This window comes from Thermococcus thermotolerans (genome assembly GCF_024707485.1).
Lineage (GTDB): Archaea > Methanobacteriota_B > Thermococci > Thermococcales > Thermococcaceae > Thermococcus > Thermococcus thermotolerans.
Genome location: NZ_CP102602.1, coordinates 900,865 through 921,357, shown reverse-complemented (window position 1 = coordinate 921,357; position 20,493 = coordinate 900,865). Strand labels below are relative to the sequence as shown.

The following is a 20,493-nucleotide window of genomic DNA, read 5'->3' as shown; positions in this document are numbered from 1 at the left end:
AGAGTCTTATTACAACGGTGCGATAGCTGACTACCTCTCGACCGAGATGGGCCTTTCAATTCTCCTAGAGTCTTATTACAACGGTTTGCAAGAGTCATGTGCTTCCTCATCTCAAGCTCTTTCAATTCTCCTAGAGTCTTATTACAACTACTCGGCGACATATGGTATTGACTTCAACTACACCTTTCAATTCTCCTAGAGTCTTATTACAACACCCACTTCCTCAAGCGCTACAAGGGCTTCTCACGGCTTTCAATTCTCCTAGAGTCTTATTACAACCGCTGGCGAGATTAGGGTGTATGTCAATACTGAATTTCTTTCAATTCTCCTAGAGTCTTATTACAACCTTTTGGAGCAACTACTCGCCACAATACACCGAGCTCTTTCAATTCTCCTAGAGTCTTATTACAACAAGGCATGCCCAAGTGGTGGGTTAAGGAGAGGCTTCGTCTTTCAATTCTCCTAGAGTCTTATTACAACTGCGTGAGTCGGACGCTGGCCTAAGAGGGGAGGTTCCTTTCAATTCTCCTAGAGTCTTATTACAACTCATATACCCTTCCCCGAGGGCATCATGACTCCGAACTTTCAATTCTCCTAGAGTCTTATTACAACGGGACGGGACGAAGAACATCATGCTGAGCGACAACATCTTTCAATTCTCCTAGAGTCTTATTACAACTCGAGGCGGGGGACTTTGTTGCCATCACCACGGAGGACTTTCAATTCTCCTAGAGTCTTATTACAACCTTGAGCGCTTCCACGAGCTCAACGATGTCTAGGCCTTTCAATTCTCCTAGAGTCTTATTACAACACAACCATTGCGGGGACGTTGGTGACGTCGATGCTCTTTCAATTCTCCTAGAGTCTTATTACAACTGAGCCAGACGAGGTCGTAGTCTTCGAGCTCAGTGAAGCTTTCAATTCTCCTAGAGTCTTATTACAACGTCTGTGGTGAGCCCATCTGGGTCATAGTAGTAGATCCTTTCAATTCTCCTAGAGTCTTATTACAACGACTTCTGGCGCAAGCGCGACCAGAGAGCTGTCAGCTATGTGACTTTCAATTCTCCTAGAGTCTTATTACAACGTAAAGTCCGGTTGAATCTTTACATTGATAAAGAGATTGCTTTCAATTCTCCTAGAGTCTTATTACAACATCCATGAGAGAGGAAAGCCCATAGCCACCTCTCCGTCTTTCAATTCTCCTAGAGTCTTATTACAACCATTCCTAACACCACAGCAATCACATAAACCTTTCCCTTTCAATTCTCCTAGAGTCTTATTACAACTTTATTTAGGCCGGCGAGTTCCGGATGTGGGAAAGCCCTTTCAATTCTCCTAGAGTCTTATTACAACTCCAGATTGAAATCTTTCGTCAACTCCCTAGTGAGCTTTCAATTCTCCTAGAGTCTTATTACAACATCCTTCTTGCAAGCTCTGCCGACAATCCTGCTCTCCTTTCAATTCTCCTAGAGTCTTATTACAACAGGGCGGCTTTTACCTTCTTTTGCCCTATAAAGGAATAAACACTCTTTGTTTTTATAAATCTTTCTTCGGAGGGGGTTTCGTGGAGCTTGCTGGGGGTTCCAATTTTGGCCCTCTCCTGGGTTTTATGGCTTTCTACTAACCGTGGGGCCTTCGTTTTAGTCACCTGCTTGTTGTTACTTTGTGGTCTCCAGAATCTTGTCGTGCTTTTATTTGAAAGAACAGAGCAGGAATTCGCACTAAATTCTGAAAGGTCTATTTCTATGGGGGTATAGGAAATTTTGAGGGTATTTCTGGCTTATCCATCTATTCTGAAAAAATTTAGTTACATTTATTGGACGAATAAATAACAATCTGGTATATTATAACTTCAGGTTATTTAAGACTTCCCAAACGCTGAGCGGGCGGTGTTTTTGAATATGCTCCTCAAACACCCATCTTAGGGATATTTTGGGTATTTAAACGTGATATGACACAATCGCAACCCCTAAAAGCCCTGCCTTGATACTCTCTATGGTGGTGGCATGTACGTCCTCATCGTCTATGACGTAAATGTGAAGCGGGTCAATAACGTCAAGAAGTTCCTGCGCCAGCATCTCCATTGGGTTCAGAACAGCGTCTTCGAGGGGGAAATCACAAAAGCGGAGTTCGAGAGGATAAAGGCCACCCTCAGGGAGCTGATTGACGAGGACGAGGATTCGGTGGTTATATACAGGTTCCGCTCCATGCCGGCCAGAGAAGTGATAGGGGTGGAAAAGAACCCGATGGGGGACGTTATTTAGCCTCCACCGCATCGCATATTGGCCTAAAGAGACACCCTTCACACTCGTCCTTCCAGCGCGGTTTTATCCAATTTGGAAAGTTGCCTGCTTCGAGTTGCTTTACACCGCTGATGACGATTCTGGCTCTCCCAAGTATCTTCTGGAACTGCTCCCTGTCTCTTCTGACCTCAAACGGCTTGAAGTTCATTCCGTTCTTGTCAAATACATAGATGTAACCTTTTTCCTTTTCCATTATGTTGAGGTACGTGTTGAGCTGCTCAACGGCGAGCCTGGGCGGTTCATCCAGCTCCTCCGGATCCTTTGGGCTCTCATCACCCCCGCAGTAAACCCCCGGAACTTGAACTCCAGGGGATAGTCTCCCTTAACTGCATCCACCCTCCCAACGAGCTTCCAGCCCTCGTCCAGTGTGTATTCAACCGGCACCTCGAACTCTATGTCGTCTCCACTCACGGCGTTCCCCAGCCATTCGTGCAGGATACTGCCGACGAGCATCTCCCCCGTCCTTTCGTACCTGAACGTTCCAAGATAAACAGAGAGCGCCGCCTTGCGAAGGCAGAAGCTCAGGGAAGTCACCCATATCTTCCGTTCCGGCGTCTTTCCGGCTATTGCGTTACGGATCCTCTCGTTGAACTCTTCAATCTCCTCAGGGTAGTCCATATTCCCCACCTCAGAACCACGCCACCAGCGGCTCATACCTGCCGCTACCAACGAAGTGGCGCATGAGCTTGTAGGCTTCGAGCCTTATCAACCTCTGCTTCGTCACGTTCTTTCTCAGGTTTGGGTGCCTCACGCTCTTCCGTAGCTCAGCGTTGTACGCCTCCGTCACTTTTCTCATGCCTTCTTTTGTGAGCAGAACTCCATTGAGTTCTTCCCTGAAGTGTTCTTTCCTGATAACCCCCTGCCTCACGAGCCTGTTGGCTACCCTGTCCGCTATGACCGGCTTGAAAATTTCGCTCAGGTCGAGCGCCAGGGAAAAGCGCCTCTCCCCTGGCTCGTGGAGATAGCTGACGGTCGGGACGAGCTGGGTGTTGTAGAGCTCGGAAACTATCGTCGCGTAGAGCCTTGAGTTGAGGAAGCTTATCAGGGCGTTCATCTCGTTCTCCGGTGGTCTGCGCGTGCGCTTGACTATCTTGAACCCCTCGGGCAGGTGCTCGTCCCATCTTGAATAGTACTCACTCCTTATACGGGCTTCAACGTTCATAATCTCGGTTATTTTTCTGGCATTTTCAAGCTCCTCAAACAGCTCCCTCACCAGGTCGGAGAAGCCATCGGCGACCTTCCAGCGCTTCAGGTTCTTCCCCATGTTCAGGGCTGAGCCTTTAACGAAGAGCCTCGCCAGTTCAAGGCGCTTCTCTCGGTCGAGGTAGTGCTCGGCCTGCCTTATGACCAGGTCTCCGGAGTGCAGCTTCTCCTTCGGGTAAAAGCTGCCGTCGTAGTAGCCGTAGTGGTTGAAGAAGTGAACCGCTATTCCCTTCTGGGCGAGGTAGTGAAGCGCTTGGGATGTTATGTTCACGTGGCCGTAGATGTAGATGTCGTAGATGCCCTCCACCACAAGGGGCTTTGGCTTTTCCATCTTGGCGTTCTGGAAGTAGAGGGTGTTCTCCCTCCGGAAGAGGGTTCCATCGGAGAGAATCGTTTTGGAGCGCTTTCGCATACCACCACCTCAGACCCAACAGAGCTCGTAGTAGGCGCATTTCCGGCATTTCTTCGATTTAACCGGCTTCGGAGGGGAGGGTAATGATTTAATCTGGGCTACCTCTTGGATAGCTTCTTCAACTTCCCGCTCCCTGCCGTCGAGGGTTATCTCCTTCGTCTCGTTGAGCTGGGGGTAGTGGAGAACAGCCACGGCCTTGACACCGAGCCGTTTGAGGTAGTAGAGATAGTAGAGCGCCTGCATCTCGTGGGCCTTTTCCATGGACTTGCCCTTTTTAACCTCGTGAACCTCTATGATTTCGCCCTTCCTGATGAAGTCTATCTTTACCCTCCCGATCTGAACCTCCTTCTCCTCGTTGCCGTAGCGCCGCTCGTGGAGGAATTTGCCGAGGTCGACCCACTCACTCTCCTGCTCCATCGTTATGCCCTTCGCGAAGTACCAGAGCTTTGTCGGACAGATGAAGAGGTAGTTGATTTCCGTGCCGGTGATGAGGAGGTCATCGAGGGGGTATTCCTCCACCCTTCAGCCCTCGCTTACCTTGAGTATCCAGAGCTCAAAGAGGGGATTTTCTATCAAGTATTTTCCATTTTCCCGCACTATCAGCTCCTTTTCTTTAAGGGCCCTCAACGCCGCCTGGACTGTTGAAGCCCTTTCAAAGCCGTATCGGTTAAGGAAGTCCCTTGAGTAAAGGTCGCTCTCGTTCCGCGCTATCGCAACGAGGAGCCTCCGCTGGTTTATCGTCAGGGAGTCCCACATTTCCTCAAAGAACTCCGCTGTTTCGTTGAGTATCTCTTCAAGGGCTTTCTCCAGGTCTTCCCCGGATATACCGCCCCTCTTCGAAAGGAGGGCGTTTAACCACAGTCGGTAGCACAGCATCTGCGTGTAGTGAGGATGTCCTTTAGTTATCCTCAGCACGGAGTCTATCAGCTCGTCGTCAATCTCAAACCCACTCTCCTTGAATTTGTTTTCAATGAAGGGCTTGAACTTCCCCTCTGGGATTCTCTTGAGAATCATGTGCATCCCGAAGTTGTAAAAGGGACTGCTGGGTGACTGGAATATCTCACGCATCATCCCCTGCTTGCTCCCCACGAAGACGTAGGTCACGCCCTTATGTTTCTGAAATTCGGCGCGCATTTTTGGGAGAACTTCCTTTCCAAGGTTGCTCACCTCTTGGAACTCATCAAAAACGACCACAACTCTCTTTCCTGTGATCTCCGCGAGACGCTTTGGCAACTTTAGAGCTTCTTCGAGGGCGGTGTTTTCCTCTCCCACAACAAACTCCACGCTGAGTCTTTTTCCTATGATGATTCTGGGCGTTGTTGTTTTAAACAGCTTCCTCAGGAACTCCTCTATCCGTCCTTTCCATGTTCTTATCGCTGCCGAGCTTATTCTCTCGGCAAGCTCTTTCTTGGTGAGGACCCCCGAGCAGTCGACTTCTATCGGATACACTTTTTTCCCAAGTTCCTCCAGGGCAATGCCCACGAGGGAACTCTTTCCATAGCGCCTTGGTGAGTATATGATAACGTTCTGACCGCTCATCATGGCTATTTTGAGCCTCTCAACCTCTTCCTCTCTGTCTGCAAAGTGTTCCCTGCCCACTTTTCTCCCATAGACGAAGGGTGCCTTCATTACACCTTCACCTGTAACAGTATTTTATGTAATAAATTTTATAGTTTTTGTTGTAGCTCACAGCGCCTCGCCCCCGCTTGACGGTTCTCTCAGAAGGCCAAGCTCGGGGCTGTACTCAAGCTCCGCAACGAGAACGTATTTACCAGGCCCCCTGTCGGAAAGACGATGGAAGGCGTAGCTTTCGCTCATAAAGAGCCACCATGGAACGGGAACGAGATATCGGTGGACCTCGATTGACCTCCCATGGATAATCAGTTCCAGGACCCTGTCCTGATAAACACTAGGAACCGCTTCGAGGCCGTGGAACATCTCGTAGAACCTCTGTTCGCTCTCCCTGCCCCTCAGTGGCTTCCGACTCCTAAACAGCTCAAGGGCCTGCTCGCGATAAGTCATGACGTCCGTCCTAAGCTTGTTTGCCAACGGCTCGTACGCACTGGTAACGAGTTCCGGAACCATCGATTCAAGAAGGGGCTTTCCGTTGAGTTCCGCAAGGAGTTTGAGGCTCTCCCTCACGACTTCCATCGGATACACCTTTTTGTCTCCATCGCCCCCCTTCGTCAGGATATAAACGTCCCTCGGTTCTCCAAATCCCCGCCTGTTCACTCTGCCGAAGCGCTGAATCAGGGCATCGAGGGGAGCAGGTTCTGTGATTATCGTCGAGAAGCTTATGTCGAGCGAAACTTCCACAACTTGGGTGGCAACGACGACGTCGTAGTCGTTTAGGTTCACAAGGAGCTTCCTCTCCTTCTCCTCCCTGTCTCCGTAGGTGAACCTGCTGTGAAGGAGCATGGTGTTATAATCATCGCGCAGGTGCGAGTAAACATCAATCGCCCTTGATACCGTATTGCAAGCTATGAGAACGGGGCCTTCCGCCCGGACTTCAGTGAGAAGCTCCCCAACCTCGTCCATCGAGCCGTCTATGACGTTCACGCGGTGCCTCGTAAACCTGTTGGCCTCCTCCGGCTCGACACTCAACAAACGGGGCTTAAGAATATCGCGCAAGAGTTCCTCAAGGAATTTTGGTAGTGTGGCCGTCATCACTAGGGTCTTGGTTTTTCTCTCCCTCAGCAGTTCGAGCATGGCGAGGATTATCCCAAGGACGTTTGGTTCGTAGGCGTGAATCTCGTCGAAGATGAGGAGCGAGCCAGTCAGCTCCGTCAGACCCATCTCAGGAAAGCCAACGCCGAAGAAAGGTTTCATGAGCTGAAACGGCGTCGTGACCTTGAGGGGCGTATAAATCTTCCTGTAGAGCGAGGAGAGGCGTTTGTATTCCAGCTTGGAGGAGTAAAGGTAAAAGGCTGCAGAGCTGTGAAGAACGCCCACGAGTTCTGGCTCGCGGAAGAGAGTCAAAAGGCGCGAGTGCATGGCGTTTATGCTGGCCTTGTATGGGAGGACGTAGAATATCCTGCTGGCTATTCCTTTCCTGGTTTGGAACGCATTCCGGTTGGCCCAGAGGAGAGAAGCCTCGGTCTTGCCGTAACCCGTCGGCGCGCGTAGGATTAAGTTGCCCTCCGTTTCACTCGCCTCTTTTTGGAGGGGCCTCCAGTGCTCCGGGGGAAGATGGGACTCAACGGCGGTTCTTATGTCGGACAGCAAGCGAACGGCAAGCTCACCGGCTGAAGCAAGGTGGTCTGAAGCGTTGAGAATTCCACGGAGGAAAAGGAGCTCGTTCCAGTACTTCCCAGCATTCCGCTCGTACCAGCCGAGCAGGGAGTCGAAGTCGTAGTCCCTAATCCCTTCGATCCAGTCCGCTGGAGGATTGAAAATTCCTTTTCTCCTTCCGAAGAAGTACAGCTCCCAGTAGGGAACCCGCTCGAAGAAAATTCCCTCAATGTAGTCCCTGTTCTGAAGGAGCTCCCCAACCTTCTCCTCAAACTCCCCCCGGTGTTCCCCACCTGGCAGTACCTCCTCAATCTCGTCGAGGGTTCGGTGATGAGTGAGGATTGCGAGAGCCACGAGGTTTCTCTCATCATCAGGAAGGCTAAGGAAGGAGGTAAACGGTGTCGAGAGTATCTCGTGGCGGTAGCCCCACTTTCTCGGGTCCCTCTGGAACCCGCTCGCACACTTACCGAGGTCGTGGAGAAGGACGGAATAAAAAGAAAGCTCCCAAATGCGTGGGAAGAACTCTTCAAGCCACTTAAAGGCTCTTCTCATGCTCTTCAGCACGTTTATAGCGTCGTTTGTGTGGCACTCAAGGAAATCGTGCGGGAGGAACTTGGCGTAGCAGACCCTCATTCGTGCCACCTGTGGAGGTAGACCCCGACACCGAGTTCTTTATCGTAGGGAAACTTCAGCCTCGGTGCCTTGCCCCTTGGGAACGGAAGGACGACGAAGGGCCTAACGAGCCTCGCCTTCCTCGGCGTTACCGAGTAGTCGTACTCGACAACGAGGGCGTGAACGACGCCGGGAACTCCAAGGTTCACAGGGAGGACCGTCCCACCGACGGGTGCTTCCTTCTCCTCAAGGCTAACCTCCTTTATCTCCTCGACCGTTGCCACGTCGCTCGAACGACCGAGGAGAAGCTGGTATCTCGGCCTTCTGAAGTGTTCCTTCCACTCATCGGGCAGGTAGAGGTATAGTTCAGCATTGTAGAGGAACTCGCGCCTCATTATGTCCGTCTCGACCTTTCCAAGGGCGTAGATTTTTTCGAGGTCAAGGCCCTTTCCCCCGCTCCTGAAGACGTAGCCAACGTAGGGGAGCTCGGTCAGGTAGACTGGCTCGCCTTTGGCAGCTGAAAGAATCCCCTGTATGGTTGAAGGCGGTGGGACCGGTAGGGTTGGCTGGTAGCCCGACTGAAAGGTGGGATAACGGAAAGAGGCAGTCCAGGCCCTCAGTTTAACCCGTATCATGGGCTCACCCGTAGTAGGCCTCGATTTCCTTTGTAAACTCCGCTATGGCCTCCCCCACGGTGCCTGTGAAGACCTCAATGCCAGATTCCTTCACAGCCTTGGCGATTTCATCGATGTCCCAGCCGAGGGCGCGAACGAATCCCTCGTCATAGCCGATGTAGAGCTTTGCACCGTCGGGGATAACGTCTTTGAGGTCGGCAAGTCTCTTGGCTAGGGCATTGGAATCGAACTTGATTTCTCCCTTCTCCTCGAAGACGATGTCGCTTATGAAGGGATTTATGCCCGCGTCAACGTTGAGGAGCAGGACGAACTTGGGAGTAATGTCTGTGTGGTAAGCTGTCTGCTTTGCCCCACCTGTGAGGAGACGGAGGGCCTTGATTGCATCGGTGGCGCGCTTCTTCCGGATTTCGGGTGGCATGAGCCACTCCTTGTCGCGCTTCTCGACGCCGAGTTCCTTCGCTATGTGCTCCATGTCCTCGATTTCCCTAACGACGTCCTCAGTGCCTTTCTTGGGGTTGCCCTTCTTGTCCCTTGGAACGTCGTCCCATGTCAGGAGGTTCTTGAAGCCCGCCTTGCTTATCAGGGTAAACCTCCCAATCGCCTCAAGGTCGAGGGAAAACGCCCCCTTAAAAACCGTCGAGTAAAACTCTTGGCTGTAGGGAACTGGGTCTCCCTCGTGCCTTGAGGCGTAGCCCTCATCAACTGTCAGAGAGCTTCTATCGGGGAGTATTGAAATCAAAGGCGTGTTCTTTAGCGGGGAAACCCTCGTGACTGTGACGTTCACACCACCTTTCTTGAAGGCCCTCATATAACCAAAGACGTCGTCGTCCGGATACTTGAGGGGGTTCGCCGCGGTGAAGACCTGCTTCTGCTCGCGGTAGAGGGGGGAGAGCTCCCAGTTAAAGTGCTCCTTGAGGGTAAAGCGCCACCAGTAGCGCCAAGCTTGGGGCGAAACGTAAGGATAGCGTTTTCCGCCCTTCCTAAAGGTCTTAACCCTCGTCACGTTTCTATCTGCCAGACTCTCGTCGATTCCGAGCATGTTTAAAGCGGAGTGCGGTGCGTCAATCAACACCATTCCAGTCGCGAATCTCATTCTTCCACCCCCATTCCAAAGATTTCAACTTCTTCGTCCTCCTCAACCTCCTCGGCCTCTTCAGAGGCCTTCATCAATCTGTCATGGAGCCTTTCATAGACCCTGAACAGCAGGAGGTTCTTCACTGTCCTCCACGAGACGTTCAAGTCCTCACCGTATGATGTTAGAACCATTGCAAACTCGTCGAAGGTCATGAGAGGCTTCTCTATTCCAAGCCTCTGGCGGAGCTTTTCGAGGTTTACGAAGAAAGCTTCGAACTGGTAGAGCTTTTCCGCCCTCTCAAGCTCCCTGACACGCCTTGAAAGCTGGTTGTCAGGGAGATTCTCCAGCGTTTGGACAATCCTATCTCCGACTTCTTTAATAAACTCCAAAGTCTTCTTATCCAAACCCAACACCTCCGAGCAGTAAAAAGACAAAAGTGACCATTTTGCGTTCGCACGGCGGTTTTTCATGTCGATGAAGTAGGGCAAGATGCTTTCCTCGGCCAAGAGCCTGGCGTAAACCTCGTTGGCGTAGCTCCTCTCGTACTTCTCGAACTCCTCCTCGCTCGGCTGTTTGCGCCAGCCCATCGCGACTATCCTCTTCCAACCATTCGGATCTTTGCTATTGGCACGGGCAATGAAGCGAAGGACGGGCGTTGGAACGTGGATTATCTGAAGATCCTGTCCCTGGTTGTTGTTCACGAAGTGGTAGAGCGTTATCGAAGCATTAGCCCAAAGGTCGTCACGCTTCGTCTTTCTCGTCAGCTCCCCCAGCAGACGAAAGAGGAAGTTCTCCGGTCTCTTAAAGTCCCTTGCGTTTGAGGCGAGGAAGTTCTTCCTGACGTCGTTTATGGCCTCGTGGTGGAGTTTGAGCATAAGCTCGTAGGGGTAGGTGTGGATCACGAGAACCCTTCCCCCGACTTTGTAAGCTACCAGAGGTAGGAATTGCACGAGGAAGAGGCAGTGGGAGCAGACGTTGAGGCCATCTTTCGCCGAGGGAAAGTAGTTGGGAACCCCTCCTGTGCCGACCAGCGGGAAGTCGGAGCGATAGACTGACTTTGAACGGGAGTGCCTCCTCCCACAGATTTCACAGATTGGCGCGTTTTTATCCCCGGGTTCGTTGAGGAGAGCCTTTAGGTTCTCAGCTATCGCTTTGGGTGTTCTTCTCTTTGTCATGCTGGGATTGGCCATGAGGATTCCGCTGTTCGGGAGCATCATCGCGTGAATGTAGCCCGAGCTCCACTCCTTCCGTGCGTAGAGCTTCGAGGAGAAGTCTATCACCTTCTCGATGTCCTTCTCGGTAAGCTCTTCGGGCGAGTTCTTCTTGCTAATGAGGAGCAGAGCTATGAGGCCAGCATCAACAAACGGATGACCCGTCCAATAGAACAGGGAGTCATTTCTTTTCTCTTCTGAAGTTTTCCTTGAACTATGAGATGGTTCATTTGTTGGTTGGCCTATCAAAAATTCATCAAGAGGTTTCTCCTTTCTGATGTCCCTCACCTCCCTTCCAGCACCTTTTTACCTTTTCCTTACTCCCATCAACCCTCACCATCCCGAAGCCGATCGAGTTCTTCTCCCCGAAGCCCGCTTGATAGCCTATGCGGAGGAGCTCCTCGCTCCCCTTGGCCCGGAAGACGAGGTGCCAGGCCCTCTGAAAGATTCCGGGCTTTACCTCGAACCGTTTTGGCTTGGCGAGCAGTACTTTCACATCAAGCTCACGGTTCTCGGGCACCTTTCCATGGAGTGCGGCGTATTTTTCGAGCAGATTGTCCCTGAGATGCTCGTAGAACTCAGGCTCTGCTGGGCTGAGGTCATAGCTCCTCGGCTTTCCGAACTGAATCCTCCTGGTAGTTACCGCTATCGGCGAGAGCGTCACGAACTTCCTTTCGTTCAGCCTTTCCGGCTCTGCTAAGGCCTTTACCTCTTCAACGGTGAACCGCTCGCCCCAGAGTTCGACCTCGGGCTTCTGTAGGAGTCCCCCTATGAAGGCCTCCGCTATCTCCGGAACCGCCGTTGAAAAGTAGAAGAAGCCCCTTCCACGCCCCAGGAAATACGGCCGTCCCTTTTCGAAGTCCCTCTTTTCAGCCATGAACAGCGAGAACGTGAAGAACTTCGGTATCTTGGGGGAATGGAGGCGAAGGCTGAGGTCCGGGTTGACTCGCTGAATCCTCCTGTAGATTAAGCCTTGAAGGTAGTGCTGATGGCTGAAGGGAACCTTGAATGTGTCATTCTCTGGGAGGAGTCTTATTGCAAACCTCATCTCATTGCCTCCCAATGGAGTGATGTGTAATGTAGCATGGCAAAAATTGTACGTTTTTGATCCTTATAAGGTTTTCTAAGCTCTGGAGTACAATGCATAATGGACATTATGTTCTACTTGATGGCGATGCAGTGGTAATTCGTTACTACAAAAAGCACATGACAGGCTCCCCATGCGTCCGTAGTGTGCCAAAATGTATAACCACCGTTATACTAACCGCGATTATACATAGAATTCGTTTGAAGGCAGAATAGAGAAAAGAGTCAAAAGCCCTCAGAGAAGCATCCTGGCGTCGACGGCAACCGCGCTGTCCTCGTAGGCGAAGATGGGGTTGATGTCGAGCTCCTTGATCTCCGGGAGCTCAAGGGCGAGCTGGCCGACCTTGGTGATTATCTCGGCGAGGGCCTCGATGTTCACCGGCTTCTCACCACGGGCTCCGGCGAGGATCGGGTAGGCCTTGATCTCCTTGATCATGTCGAGGGCTTCCTCCCTGGTTATCGGGGCGACGCGGAAGCTGACGTCCTTGAGGATCTCGACGAAGATTCCACCGAGACCGAACATTATCGCCGGGCCGAACTGTGGGTCGCGGATCATACCGACGATGACCTCTTTGCCGAGCGGGAGCATCTTGTAGACGATGACGCCCCAGAGGTCTGCATCGGGCTTGTAGTTCCTGGCGTTCTCCATGATGGTCTTGAAGGCCTCTCTAGCTTCTTCGTCGTTCTTGATGTTGACCTTGACACCGCCGGCGTCGCTCTTGTGGATGATCTGCGGAGAAACGATCTTCATGACGACCGGGTAGCCGATTTCACGGGCGAACTGAACAGCTTCGTCCTCGTTGGTTGCAACTTTGAAGTCCGGAACCGGGACGCCGTAGAGCTTGAGTATCTCCTTCGCCTCAGGCTCGACGAGCGGCCTGTTTTCGGCCTTGGCCTTCTCGATGATTGCCCTAGCCTTCTCAATCCTGTCCATACCAATCACCTCATAAGCCTGACAGTTCTCAATCCGGCCGGGGGGTTAAAAGGGTTTCCATTCGTCAACCTATCGTTTCTTTCGTTTCTAACGGCTTTGAAGCGATGTCTGGGGTATAAATACTCCAAAGTCCAAGGTGTTATTGGTGATAGGGATGAAGAGAAAAATTATCGCGGGGATTGGAGGAATTTTGGTGATAATTCTGGCGATTTTTTCCTTCCAGGGCGGCAAGGCATCTCAGGTAGATACGACCGTTGTGCTGTACAATTCGGCCAAGATAGGCGTCGTTGAGAAAACGCTTGAGATTGAGCTGAAGGAGGGCATGAACGATGTTCCCCTTGATGAGCTGGCGGGGCTGAACATAGCCGAGGTCACGATAAGGCCGCTCGACGAGGGCGTTCACGTCCTCGGGGTCTTCAGCAGAGGCTCTAAAGACGTTTACAGCGCCAACGTCGGAAGCGAGGTCGAGGTCAGGCTGAGGGGCGGAGAGACCATAGCCGGAAAGTTCCTCGGCTTCAGGAACGGGAAGATAGCCATCGAGGGGGACGGATACTACCTCATAAACCCGAACGAGGTGGCCTACTTTAAAGCTAAGAACCTTGAGGGGGAAGCGAGCGTTTATGCGGTCCTCCAGGCCGAAAAAGCCGGGAAGTACAACGTGAGCATCATCTACCGCGTCTCCAACATGAGCTGGGAGAGCAGGTACAAGCTCTACATCGGCGACAATGCGAGGCTCTACGGCTACATAGTCCTCAACAACCCGACGGCCCAGGAGTTCAGGGATGCAAAGGTTCTCCTGGTTGCCGGCGACGTCCAGCTGTATCAGGCTCTACCCCAACCGAGAGTTCTCTACACGATGGCAGAGAAGGGAACCGACCAGGTCAGCGTCGGCGAGCCGGAGAAGATAGAGGCGTTCTATCTCTACAAGCTCGGTGTGGCAGACATCAACCCGGCCAGCACGATGATGTATCCCTACATAAGCTTCGAGGTTCCCTTCGAGAGGGAGTACCTCTACGAGAGCTGGCCTTATTCCGGCGAGGGGCCTGTCTACGAGTCGATATCCTTCAAGACCGAGAAGGTTCTTCCGGCCGGGATAGTTGAGATATACAGGGAAACCGACGACGGGACACTGCTTATAGGTGAGAGGGCCATAGAACACACGCCCAAAGGAGATACCCTCAGAATAGGCGTCGGCAGGGACTATGACCTTAAGGGCACAACAACAGTGCTTGAGCAGAAGAACGGTGAGGGCTACGCCTACTACAGGATCAGGATAACCCTTGAGAACTTCGGAAAGGACTCCAAGACGGTGGTAGTCAGGCACTACAAGTGGGGCAGAATTATCAGTTCAAGCGTTGAGCCGATGGACGAAACCATGAACTACGTGGAGTTCAAGGTTACTGTTGACCCCGGAGAAAAGAAGGAGATAGTCTTTGACTACGAGAACCGCTATTAGCTCTTCCGGAGCGTTACCTCGAACCTCTTCTCTCCCTTTGTTACATCAAGCACGAGGCTCTTGTCGTAGTCTATGAACTTTGTATTCAGTATCGCGTAGCCCTCGCTTTGAAGGAATTCGGCCACTTTGAGGCCGAGGTCGTCGAAAAATTCGGCCGCCATGGTAGCCATGCTCGGCTCCTTTATGCCGAGCTCATCGTGATAGCGCCTGGCCAGCTCAAAAACATCCATGGTCACCACCGGATATAGTACTCACAGGGAGATAAAACGGTTGCGGTCGAAAGGCTTAAAGCAAACCTGGGCGAAGCCCCTAAAGTGAGTGCCATGGACGAAAAAACCCTCAGGAAGGGGGAGCGCTATTACAAGGCTGGAAAGGTCCTCTGGGTAGTCAAACATGGGGGCAAACTCTTCTCCAAGGTTCTGGGCACTTACCCCTACTACGTGGAGCTCGACCTCTCGACGGGCGAGAACCGCTGTACCTGCCCACTTGGAGGAGACTGCAAGCACGTGGCAGCGGTCATGAAGGCTCATGAGGCCGGCTTCTACTTCGAGAGCTTCGATAAACATGCAGGGCTCTTTCCTGAGGCAGTCGCCATGGAGTTCTTGGCCGAGGTTCCGGAGCTGGCGCTCGACGTTACCCTTAAGGAGCTTCGTTTTGCCCTCAGTACGGACGAGAGCGGGAGCGAGGTTGCCAGACTCTTCAGGCGAGCTTTGAAGCTCGTCAGGATGACCGGTAAAATAGAAGCCATTCACGTCCTCGAAGAAACCCTTGCGGAATACAGGCACGTCTTCAGCGACTACGAGCTTTCGGCGAAGCTTGAGGACGAGCTCAGGGAGCTTGAGGCGGCAATCCAAAAACCCTTATAAATCCCCCTAACACCAAATAGGAACTTAGAGGGTGAGAAAATGAAGGCGATATACCGCGAGATGTGCCCGAACTGCCTTGGTAAAATCTCCGATGAAAGGCTGTACGTCAAAAACCCGTGCAGTGAGTGCCTTGATGAAACCGCTCACGCTGACTCTTATTTTGACCTCGTCACAGCGGTTAGAAACGCCCTCCAGCTTAGGGGTACCCTCAAGGAGTGGGAGAGAATATACGGCCTCGAAAAGGGAGTTAGAGAAGTTGAAGCCTTCTTTGAGAGGGCCACCGGCTTCACCTTCTGGAGTGCCCAGAGAACGTGGGTCAAGAGACTCCTTAAGGGAAGGAGCTTCTCGATCATAGCTCCGACCGGAATGGGCAAGAGCACCTTCGGGGCCTTTATGGCCGTGTGGCACGCCACGAGGGAGAAGAAGAGTTACATAGTCGTGCCCACAACCCCGCTGGTGATTCAGACCGTCAGAAAGCTCCAGGCGATAGCCGAGAGGGCCGGCGTTGAGATAAACCTCGCCTACTACCACGGTAATCTCCGGAAGAAGGAAAGGGAGGAGATGCTGGCCAAGATTCAAAATGAGGACTACGATATCCTGGTTACCAGCGCCCAGTGGCTTGCCAGGAAGTTTGATGAGGTACTGAAGGGCAGGCGTTTTGACTTTATCTTCGTCGATGATGTTGATGCGTTCCTCAAGGCCAGCAAGAACATAGACCGCTCCCTTCTCCTCCTCGGATTTAACGAGGAGATAATGGAGAAGGCGTGGGAGATAATCCGTCTGAAAAAGCAGATGTCGAAGTACCTGAACGGCCGCGCCCAGGACAGGGAGGAGAGGCTTAAGGAGCTGAACGCTCAGATAGCGGAGCTCCAGCGCGAAATCGAGGAGTTCAAGGCCAAAAACAGCGTCGGGATAATGATAATCGCCTCAGCCACAGGTTCAGCCCGGGGCGACAGGATAAAGCTCTACCGCGAGCTGCTCGGCTTCGAGGTTGGGAGCGGAAGGAGCGCCCTCAGGAACGTCGTTGACAGCTATTTAAAGCCGAGCAAGGACATAAAGGAGCACGTCGAGGAGCTCCTTGGGAGGCTTGGAAAGGGCGGCATAATCTTCACGCCTATTGACCAGGGTTTGGGCTACGCCGAGGAGCTGGCCAATTACCTCCGTGAGAGGGGCTTCAAGATAGAGCTCGTCAGCTCGAAGAACAGGAAGTCCATCGAGAAGTTCGAAAACGGCGAGGCCGACTACCTCATAGGCTCGGCAACCTACTATGGCTCACTAGTCAGGGGGCTTGATCTACCGCACCTAATCCGCTACGCGGTCTTTACCGGCGTTCCCAAGTTCCGCTTTTCAATAGACCTTGAGAGGCCGACCATCTACCGTGCCCTCGGCCTGCTCAGTGAGATAATGGAGTTCCTGAGCGATGAGGACAGGAAGCAGGCTGAAAAGATGCACGCGAGGCTCAGGAGGCTTATACGAAATATACCGCAGTTTGAGCTCCTCAAGATTGAGGAGGCCCTGGCTGAGGGACTGCCAATAGAGAACGGCTTCCACAACCACGTCCTTGGTGTTTTCCGTGAGCTGGTTGAGTTCCTGAGGCGGGTTCTCCGGGACGAGGAGGTTCTCAGGAGACTCGCGGAGGATCCGTTCATCAGCCTGAAGGAAGAAGGAGGCAGGTGGTACATCGAGATCCCGGACGTCAGGACGTACATCCAGGCCACGGGGAGGACGAGCAGGCTGTTCGCCGGCGGAATCACCAAGGGACTGAGCGTGCTCATAGTTGACAACGAGAAGGTCTTCAACGGCTTGTTGAGGCAGATGCGCTGGCGCTTCACCGAGTTCAAGATGGTGCCCTTCGAGGAGCTCGACATCGACGAGGTTCTGAGGCAGATAGACGAGGACAGAGAGAAGGTTCGCCTCGTTATGGAGGGCAAGATAAGCGCCAAGGTCAAGGACCTCGTTAAATCCGCCCTCATGATAGTGGAGAGCCCTAACAAGGCGCGCACAATAGCCAGCTTCTTCGGCCAGCCGAGCAAGACCAGAATAGGTGACCTGGTCGCCTACGAGGTGAGCATAGGAAACATGATGCTGACCATTCTAGCGAGCGGCGGGCACATGTTCGACCTTGTTACCAACGAGGGCTACCACGGTGTTCTTGTTGATGAAAAAGACGGCATGCTGAGTTTCATCCCGGTGTACGACACCATAAAGCGCTGTCGCGACTGCGGTCATCAGTTCGTTGACTGGGAAGAGAAAGGCGTCTGCCCGCGCTGCGGCTCGACCAACGTCCGTGACGCACTCCAGAACGTCAAGGCGATGCGCGAGATAGCCCAAGAGGTTGACGAGATACTCATAGCGACCGATCCCGATACGGAGGGTGAGAAGATAGCCTGGGACATAAGGAACGTGCTCAGCCCGTACACGCCAAACATAAAACGCATAGAGTTCCACGAGGTGACGAGACCGGCCATAATGCGTGCCATTGAGGAAGCGAGGGACGTCAACGAGGGCCGCGTCAACGCTCAGCTCGTCAGGCGCATAGAGGACAGGTGGATAGGCTTTGAGCTGAGCCAGGAACTCCAGCGCGTCTTTGAGAACCGCAACCTCTCCGCCGGAAGGGTTCAGACGCCGGTTCTGGGCTGGGTGATTGAGCGTTACAAGGAGTTCACCGAGAGCGAGACCTACTTCATGGGTCTGAGGCTTGAGAACGACCTCCAGATCACGGTGGAACTCGGAAAGGACGGTAAAAACGTTGAACCTCCCGAATACGTCACCGTCGAGGACGTCCAGCTTGAAGAACGCGAGCTTAATCCGATGCCGCCTTACACGACCGACGCCATGCTGAAGGACGCTTCAACCTTCCTCAAGCTGTCAGCACCGGAAACGATGCGCATCGCCCAGGACCTGTTTGAAATGGGTCTAATCTCTTATCACCGCACTGACTCAACGCACGTCAGCAACACAGGAATAGAGATAGCTAAGGAATACATAACCCAGGAGGTCGGAGAGGAGTACTTCAAACCGCGCCCCTGGGGCGAGGAGGGAACGCATGAAGCCATAAGGCCGACCAGGCCGATAGACACAGGCAGGCTGATGCAGCTCGTCCGCGATGGCATAATTCAGCTCCCCAAAAACCTCACCCGGAACCACTACAGGCTCTACGACATGATATTCAGGCGCTTCATGACTAGCCAGATGAAGGCCGCCAAGATACTCCATGAGAAAGCAGTTATTAATGTGGGCGTTGGAAAGGCAGAGATAGAGGGCTACGTTGAAGTAATCGAGGACGGCTGGACAAGGCTTCGCTCTCCACCGTTCAGACAGCTCCCAAGGCTTGAGAAGGGGGCAAAGCTGAAGGTCGTGGAGGCCAAGAAGTGGAAGGCGCCGAAGGTTTCCCTCTACACCCAGGGAGACATAATCGCCCTGATGAAGGAGCGCAAGATAGGAAGGCCTTCAACATACGCAAAGATAGTTGAAACCCTGATAAGGCGCTACTACGTCATTGAGACCCGCGGAAGGAAGAAGCTCGTCCCGACGGAACAGGGCATCAAGGTCTACCACTATCTCATAAGTAAGTATAAAGAACTGGTCAGTGAAGAGAAGACAAGGGAGCTTGAGGAGATGATGGACAGGATTGAGGAGAACAAGATTGACTATCAGGATGTTCTCAGGAATCTCCACGAGGAGATACGGAAGTACCTTGCTTGAGGTTCACTTTTCATACCATTTTCCCCGGCTGGGTGCTGACTTTAAATTATGTCGATTTGTGAGACTGAGAAATACTTAAATTTGTGAAAATTTACCAGCAATATTACAATCAGTTCCATTTATCTATTATTTGCTTTCTGTGTGGGGCCTTAATGCGCCCTATAAATTTTGCTTCCCAGTAAAACCAAAAATTTTAAAATTTATTAAGTAGTAATGCCTTTGTATACCCATGCAACGGCAATAATATCCAGCAAAGTCATCTTTAAGTAATCTTTAGAACATAACCAGAGACACTAACAATCTGTGGAAAAAATTTATATGGGATAAACTCCAAACAAAAAATAGAAAATCTGGTGGTGGTAAGAATGGTTAAGGACAGAATGGTTGAGCTCCTTCAGGAGCACTTTGAGTTGAACCTCTACGAAGCAAGGGCGTACGTGGCACTGGTCGGGTTTGGTGTCCTCACCCCGGCAGAGCTGGCAAGCGTTTCCGAAGTTCCCGCGCCGAGAACCTACGACGTCCTCAGGAGCCTTGAGAAGAAAGGCTTCGCCATCAGCCAGCCGGGTAAGGTCAACAAGTACAGGCCGGTTCACCCGCAGAACATCCTTGAGAAGTTCATCGAAGAGTGGCAGGAGCGCGTCGCTGAGGAGCTTGAGGCCAAGAAGAAGGCCAAAGAGGAGCTCCTTGAGCTCATGAGCCCGCTAATAGAGACCGAGATTCCGAAGTACGGTGTCGAGAAGGTCTGGGTGGTCAGGGGAATCAGGAACGCCACCCTCAAGACCAAGGAGATGTTTGAGGAGGTCAAGGAGCAGATTCTCCTCGCCGACGACGGCTACATCGCCATAAACCTCGAAAGCGACATCATAAAGGCCATCGACAACGGCGCCAAGGCCAAGATAATAGTCACCGAGAACGTCTACCACAGGCTCAGTACTTCCAAGATACTTGACTACTACAAGGCCGGCAAGCTTGAGCTCAAGGTCATAGACAAGCTTGAGCTTCCGATGCTCATCTGCGACGATGAGGTCTTCTTCGCCCTTGAGGATATGGCGGCCCGCTACTTCAACTATGAGACCCAGATATGGATCAAGGACTTCCGCGTTAAGGCACTCTTCGAGGGCAAGTTCAACGAGTACTGGGAGGAGGCCAAGAAGGCCTGATGTCCTTTTCTTTCCTTTCGTTTAATAGTTCGGTGTTTCTTTGATGCGTGGAGAAAAGAAAGGATTCAGACGTACTTGAACTCTTCCTCGGCCTCGCTGACTTCTTTGATCTTCCAGAAAAGCTTCCCTTCCTTCTGGTAGCTCTCAACCTTGCCCTGCTCGACGAAACGGAGAAGGTAGCGCCGCACCTCCATCGCAGGAAGCCCAGTGATTTCAACTATCTCTTCGATGGTCTTGGGACCATCCTCCAGAGCCTTAAAAACTCTGACGTTCTTCATCCTCCTCCCTCCAGTTTCCGGTATCTTTCCAACAGTTCTATTATCTTCTCCATTGCCCTTAAGTGTTTCTCAAGCTCGTCTATCTCATCCGGAAGGGAGTTTGCCAGTTCGTTCAGCTTCTCCAGGAGTCGCTCCTCAACACCCTTCATCTCAGCCTGTCTCTGTTTCTTCCTGTGCTCGCATATCGGACAGAAAACCCTGCCGTCCTTCTCGAAGAGAGGTGAGCCACATTTGGGGCAGTGTTTGTCAAGCATCTTTGCCCCGGAGAGCATGAGTGGCATGAGGACGGTTCTCATCTCCTCCTCAGTTGGGCCCTTGAGCGCCAT

General features: G+C 52.2%; 19 protein-coding genes and 1 CRISPR repeat array (1 of these 20 only partly in view). Of the genes, 5 read left to right on the top strand and 14 right to left on the bottom strand.

Annotated features, from left to right (window positions below):
- Window positions 1-1,484: direct repeats of the CRISPR family, unit length 30 nt; unit sequence CTTTCAATTCTCCTAGAGTCTTATTACAAC; it reaches 482 nt to the left of the window's first position.
- Between the two features lie 522 nt (window positions 1,485-2,006).
- Window positions 2,007-2,264 carry a CRISPR-associated endonuclease Cas2 gene (cas2, locus tag NUS69_RS05275; RefSeq protein ID WP_258084734.1) on the top strand — a complete coding sequence of 86 codons (258 nt, stop codon included), beginning with the start codon at window positions 2,007-2,009 and terminating at the stop codon, window positions 2,262-2,264.
- Here the strand turns inward: cas2 and NUS69_RS05270 are convergent.
- The 11 genes from NUS69_RS05270 to NUS69_RS05220 form a co-directional block, all read right to left on the bottom strand.
- Entirely contained in the window at window positions 2,257-2,451 is a 195-nt protein-coding gene (locus NUS69_RS05270; protein ID WP_258084733.1) for a PD-(D/E)XK nuclease family protein, read from the bottom strand. The two genes, cas2 and NUS69_RS05270, sit on opposite strands and share 8 nt — an antisense overlap.
- 44 nt (window positions 2,452-2,495) lie before the next feature.
- The gene (locus NUS69_RS05265; RefSeq protein WP_258084732.1) at window positions 2,496-2,921 is read right to left on the bottom strand and encodes a PD-(D/E)XK nuclease family protein; all 426 of its coding nucleotides are present in this window, start codon (window positions 2,919-2,921) and stop codon (window positions 2,496-2,498) included.
- A gap of 10 nt (window positions 2,922-2,931) precedes the next feature.
- Window positions 2,932-3,918, bottom strand: coding sequence for a type I-B CRISPR-associated endonuclease Cas1b (cas1b, locus tag NUS69_RS05260; protein WP_258084731.1), 987 nt, complete (start codon window positions 3,916-3,918; stop codon window positions 2,932-2,934).
- Window positions 3,919-3,927: 9 nt separating this feature from the next.
- The gene (gene cas4 / locus NUS69_RS05255) at window positions 3,928-4,437 is read right to left on the bottom strand and encodes a CRISPR-associated protein Cas4 (RefSeq protein ID WP_258084730.1); all 510 of its coding nucleotides are present in this window, start codon (window positions 4,435-4,437) and stop codon (window positions 3,928-3,930) included.
- A gap of 3 nt (window positions 4,438-4,440) precedes the next feature.
- Complete coding sequence (locus NUS69_RS05250; protein WP_258084729.1) at window positions 4,441-5,547, bottom strand: AAA family ATPase; 1,107 nt, start codon at window positions 5,545-5,547, stop codon at window positions 4,441-4,443.
- 57 nt (window positions 5,548-5,604) lie between these two features.
- Window positions 5,605-7,782 carry a CRISPR-associated helicase Cas3' gene (cas3, locus tag NUS69_RS05245; RefSeq protein ID WP_258084728.1) on the bottom strand — a complete coding sequence of 726 codons (2,178 nt, stop codon included), beginning with the start codon at window positions 7,780-7,782 and terminating at the stop codon, window positions 5,605-5,607.
- Window positions 7,779-8,396: a type I-B CRISPR-associated protein Cas5b gene (gene cas5b / locus NUS69_RS05240; RefSeq protein WP_258084727.1), complete on the bottom strand. Its 618-nt coding sequence runs from the start codon at window positions 8,394-8,396 to the stop codon at window positions 7,779-7,781. The genes cas3 and cas5b overlap by 4 nt, the downstream gene beginning before the upstream one ends.
- A 4-nt stretch (window positions 8,397-8,400) precedes the next feature.
- Window positions 8,401-9,489 carry a type I-B CRISPR-associated protein Cas7/Cst2/DevR gene (gene cas7i, locus NUS69_RS05235; RefSeq protein ID WP_258084726.1) on the bottom strand — a complete coding sequence of 363 codons (1,089 nt, stop codon included), beginning with the start codon at window positions 9,487-9,489 and terminating at the stop codon, window positions 8,401-8,403.
- Complete coding sequence (gene cas8a1, locus NUS69_RS05230; protein ID WP_407704653.1) at window positions 9,486-10,859, bottom strand: type I-B CRISPR-associated protein Cas8b1/Cst1; 1,374 nt, start codon at window positions 10,857-10,859, stop codon at window positions 9,486-9,488. The genes cas7i and cas8a1 overlap by 4 nt, the downstream gene beginning before the upstream one ends.
- A 79-nt stretch (window positions 10,860-10,938) precedes the next feature.
- Window positions 10,939-11,730: a CRISPR-associated endoribonuclease Cas6 gene (gene cas6 / locus NUS69_RS05225; protein WP_258084724.1), complete on the bottom strand. Its 792-nt coding sequence runs from the start codon at window positions 11,728-11,730 to the stop codon at window positions 10,939-10,941.
- Between the two features lie 273 nt (window positions 11,731-12,003).
- On the bottom strand, window positions 12,004-12,702 hold the full coding sequence (locus NUS69_RS05220) for an acetate--CoA ligase family protein (protein ID WP_258084723.1): 699 nt from the start codon (window positions 12,700-12,702) through the stop codon (window positions 12,004-12,006).
- A 154-nt stretch (window positions 12,703-12,856) separates the two neighbouring features.
- Here NUS69_RS05220 and NUS69_RS05215 point away from each other — a divergent pair, with 154 nt between their 5' ends.
- Window positions 12,857-14,158, top strand: a complete 1,302-nt coding sequence (locus tag NUS69_RS05215) for a DUF4139 domain-containing protein (RefSeq protein ID WP_258084972.1) — start codon at window positions 12,857-12,859, stop codon at window positions 14,156-14,158.
- Here the strand turns inward: NUS69_RS05215 and NUS69_RS05210 are convergent.
- The gene (locus tag NUS69_RS05210) at window positions 14,155-14,388 is read right to left on the bottom strand and encodes a hypothetical protein (protein WP_258084971.1); all 234 of its coding nucleotides are present in this window, start codon (window positions 14,386-14,388) and stop codon (window positions 14,155-14,157) included. The two genes, NUS69_RS05215 and NUS69_RS05210, sit on opposite strands and share 4 nt — an antisense overlap.
- A gap of 93 nt (window positions 14,389-14,481) precedes the next feature.
- Between NUS69_RS05210 and NUS69_RS05205 the strand changes: the two genes are divergently transcribed.
- From NUS69_RS05205 to trmBL2, 3 genes are all read left to right on the top strand, one after another.
- Complete coding sequence (locus tag NUS69_RS05205) at window positions 14,482-15,024, top strand: SWIM zinc finger family protein (RefSeq protein WP_258084970.1); 543 nt, start codon at window positions 14,482-14,484, stop codon at window positions 15,022-15,024.
- A 39-nt stretch (window positions 15,025-15,063) separates the two neighbouring features.
- Window positions 15,064-18,729 carry a reverse gyrase gene (gene rgy / locus NUS69_RS05200; protein ID WP_258084722.1) on the top strand — a complete coding sequence of 1,222 codons (3,666 nt, stop codon included), beginning with the start codon at window positions 15,064-15,066 and terminating at the stop codon, window positions 18,727-18,729.
- A 365-nt stretch (window positions 18,730-19,094) separates the two neighbouring features.
- A complete protein-coding gene (trmBL2, locus tag NUS69_RS05195) occupies window positions 19,095-19,889 on the top strand; it encodes an HTH-type transcriptional regulator TrmBL2 (protein WP_258084721.1) in 795 nt (264 codons plus the stop codon).
- 65 nt (window positions 19,890-19,954) lie between these two features.
- On the opposite strand, the gene NUS69_RS05190 is transcribed toward trmBL2, so the two are convergent.
- Together NUS69_RS05190 and NUS69_RS05185 are read right to left on the bottom strand one after the other, a co-directional pair.
- On the bottom strand, window positions 19,955-20,167 hold the full coding sequence (locus tag NUS69_RS05190) for a helix-turn-helix domain-containing protein (RefSeq protein WP_258084720.1): 213 nt from the start codon (window positions 20,165-20,167) through the stop codon (window positions 19,955-19,957).
- Window positions 20,164-20,493: an Sjogren's syndrome/scleroderma autoantigen 1 family protein gene (locus tag NUS69_RS05185; protein ID WP_258084719.1), complete on the bottom strand. Its 330-nt coding sequence runs from the start codon at window positions 20,491-20,493 to the stop codon at window positions 20,164-20,166. Before NUS69_RS05185 ends, NUS69_RS05190 begins: the two co-directional genes overlap by 4 nt.

Excerpts from the sequence above, each read along its gene's own strand:
- cas6 (WP_258084724.1), bottom strand. The coding sequence starts at position 11,730 with ATGAGGTTTGCAATAAGACTCCTCCCAGAGAATGACACATTCAAGGTT.
- NUS69_RS05185 (WP_258084719.1), bottom strand. The coding sequence starts at position 20,493 with ATGGCGCTCAAGGGCCCAACTGAGGAGGAGATGAGAACCGTCCTCATG.
- trmBL2 (WP_258084721.1), top strand. The coding sequence starts at position 19,095 with ATGGTTAAGGACAGAATGGTTGAGCTCCTTCAGGAGCACTTTGAGTTG.
- cas7i (WP_258084726.1), bottom strand. The coding sequence starts at position 9,489 with ATGAGATTCGCGACTGGAATGGTGTTGATTGACGCACCGCACTCCGCT.
- cas2 (WP_258084734.1), top strand. The coding sequence starts at position 2,007 with ATGTACGTCCTCATCGTCTATGACGTAAATGTGAAGCGGGTCAATAAC.
- NUS69_RS05215 (WP_258084972.1), top strand. The coding sequence starts at position 12,857 with ATGAAGAGAAAAATTATCGCGGGGATTGGAGGAATTTTGGTGATAATT.
- cas3 (WP_258084728.1), bottom strand. The coding sequence starts at position 7,782 with ATGAGGGTCTGCTACGCCAAGTTCCTCCCGCACGATTTCCTTGAGTGC.
- NUS69_RS05205 (WP_258084970.1), top strand. The coding sequence starts at position 14,482 with ATGGACGAAAAAACCCTCAGGAAGGGGGAGCGCTATTACAAGGCTGGA.
- NUS69_RS05190 (WP_258084720.1), bottom strand. The coding sequence starts at position 20,167 with ATGAAGAACGTCAGAGTTTTTAAGGCTCTGGAGGATGGTCCCAAGACC.
- NUS69_RS05250 (WP_258084729.1), bottom strand. The coding sequence starts at position 5,547 with ATGAAGGCACCCTTCGTCTATGGGAGAAAAGTGGGCAGGGAACACTTT.
- cas1b (WP_258084731.1), bottom strand. The coding sequence starts at position 3,918 with ATGCGAAAGCGCTCCAAAACGATTCTCTCCGATGGAACCCTCTTCCGG.
- NUS69_RS05270 (WP_258084733.1), bottom strand. The coding sequence starts at position 2,451 with ATGAACTTCAAGCCGTTTGAGGTCAGAAGAGACAGGGAGCAGTTCCAG.
- NUS69_RS05210 (WP_258084971.1), bottom strand. The coding sequence starts at position 14,388 with ATGGATGTTTTTGAGCTGGCCAGGCGCTATCACGATGAGCTCGGCATA.
- NUS69_RS05265 (WP_258084732.1), bottom strand. The coding sequence starts at position 2,921 with ATGGACTACCCTGAGGAGATTGAAGAGTTCAACGAGAGGATCCGTAAC.
- rgy (WP_258084722.1), top strand. The coding sequence starts at position 15,064 with ATGAAGGCGATATACCGCGAGATGTGCCCGAACTGCCTTGGTAAAATC.
- cas5b (WP_258084727.1), bottom strand. The coding sequence starts at position 8,396 with ATGATACGGGTTAAACTGAGGGCCTGGACTGCCTCTTTCCGTTATCCC.
- NUS69_RS05220 (WP_258084723.1), bottom strand. The coding sequence starts at position 12,702 with ATGGACAGGATTGAGAAGGCTAGGGCAATCATCGAGAAGGCCAAGGCC.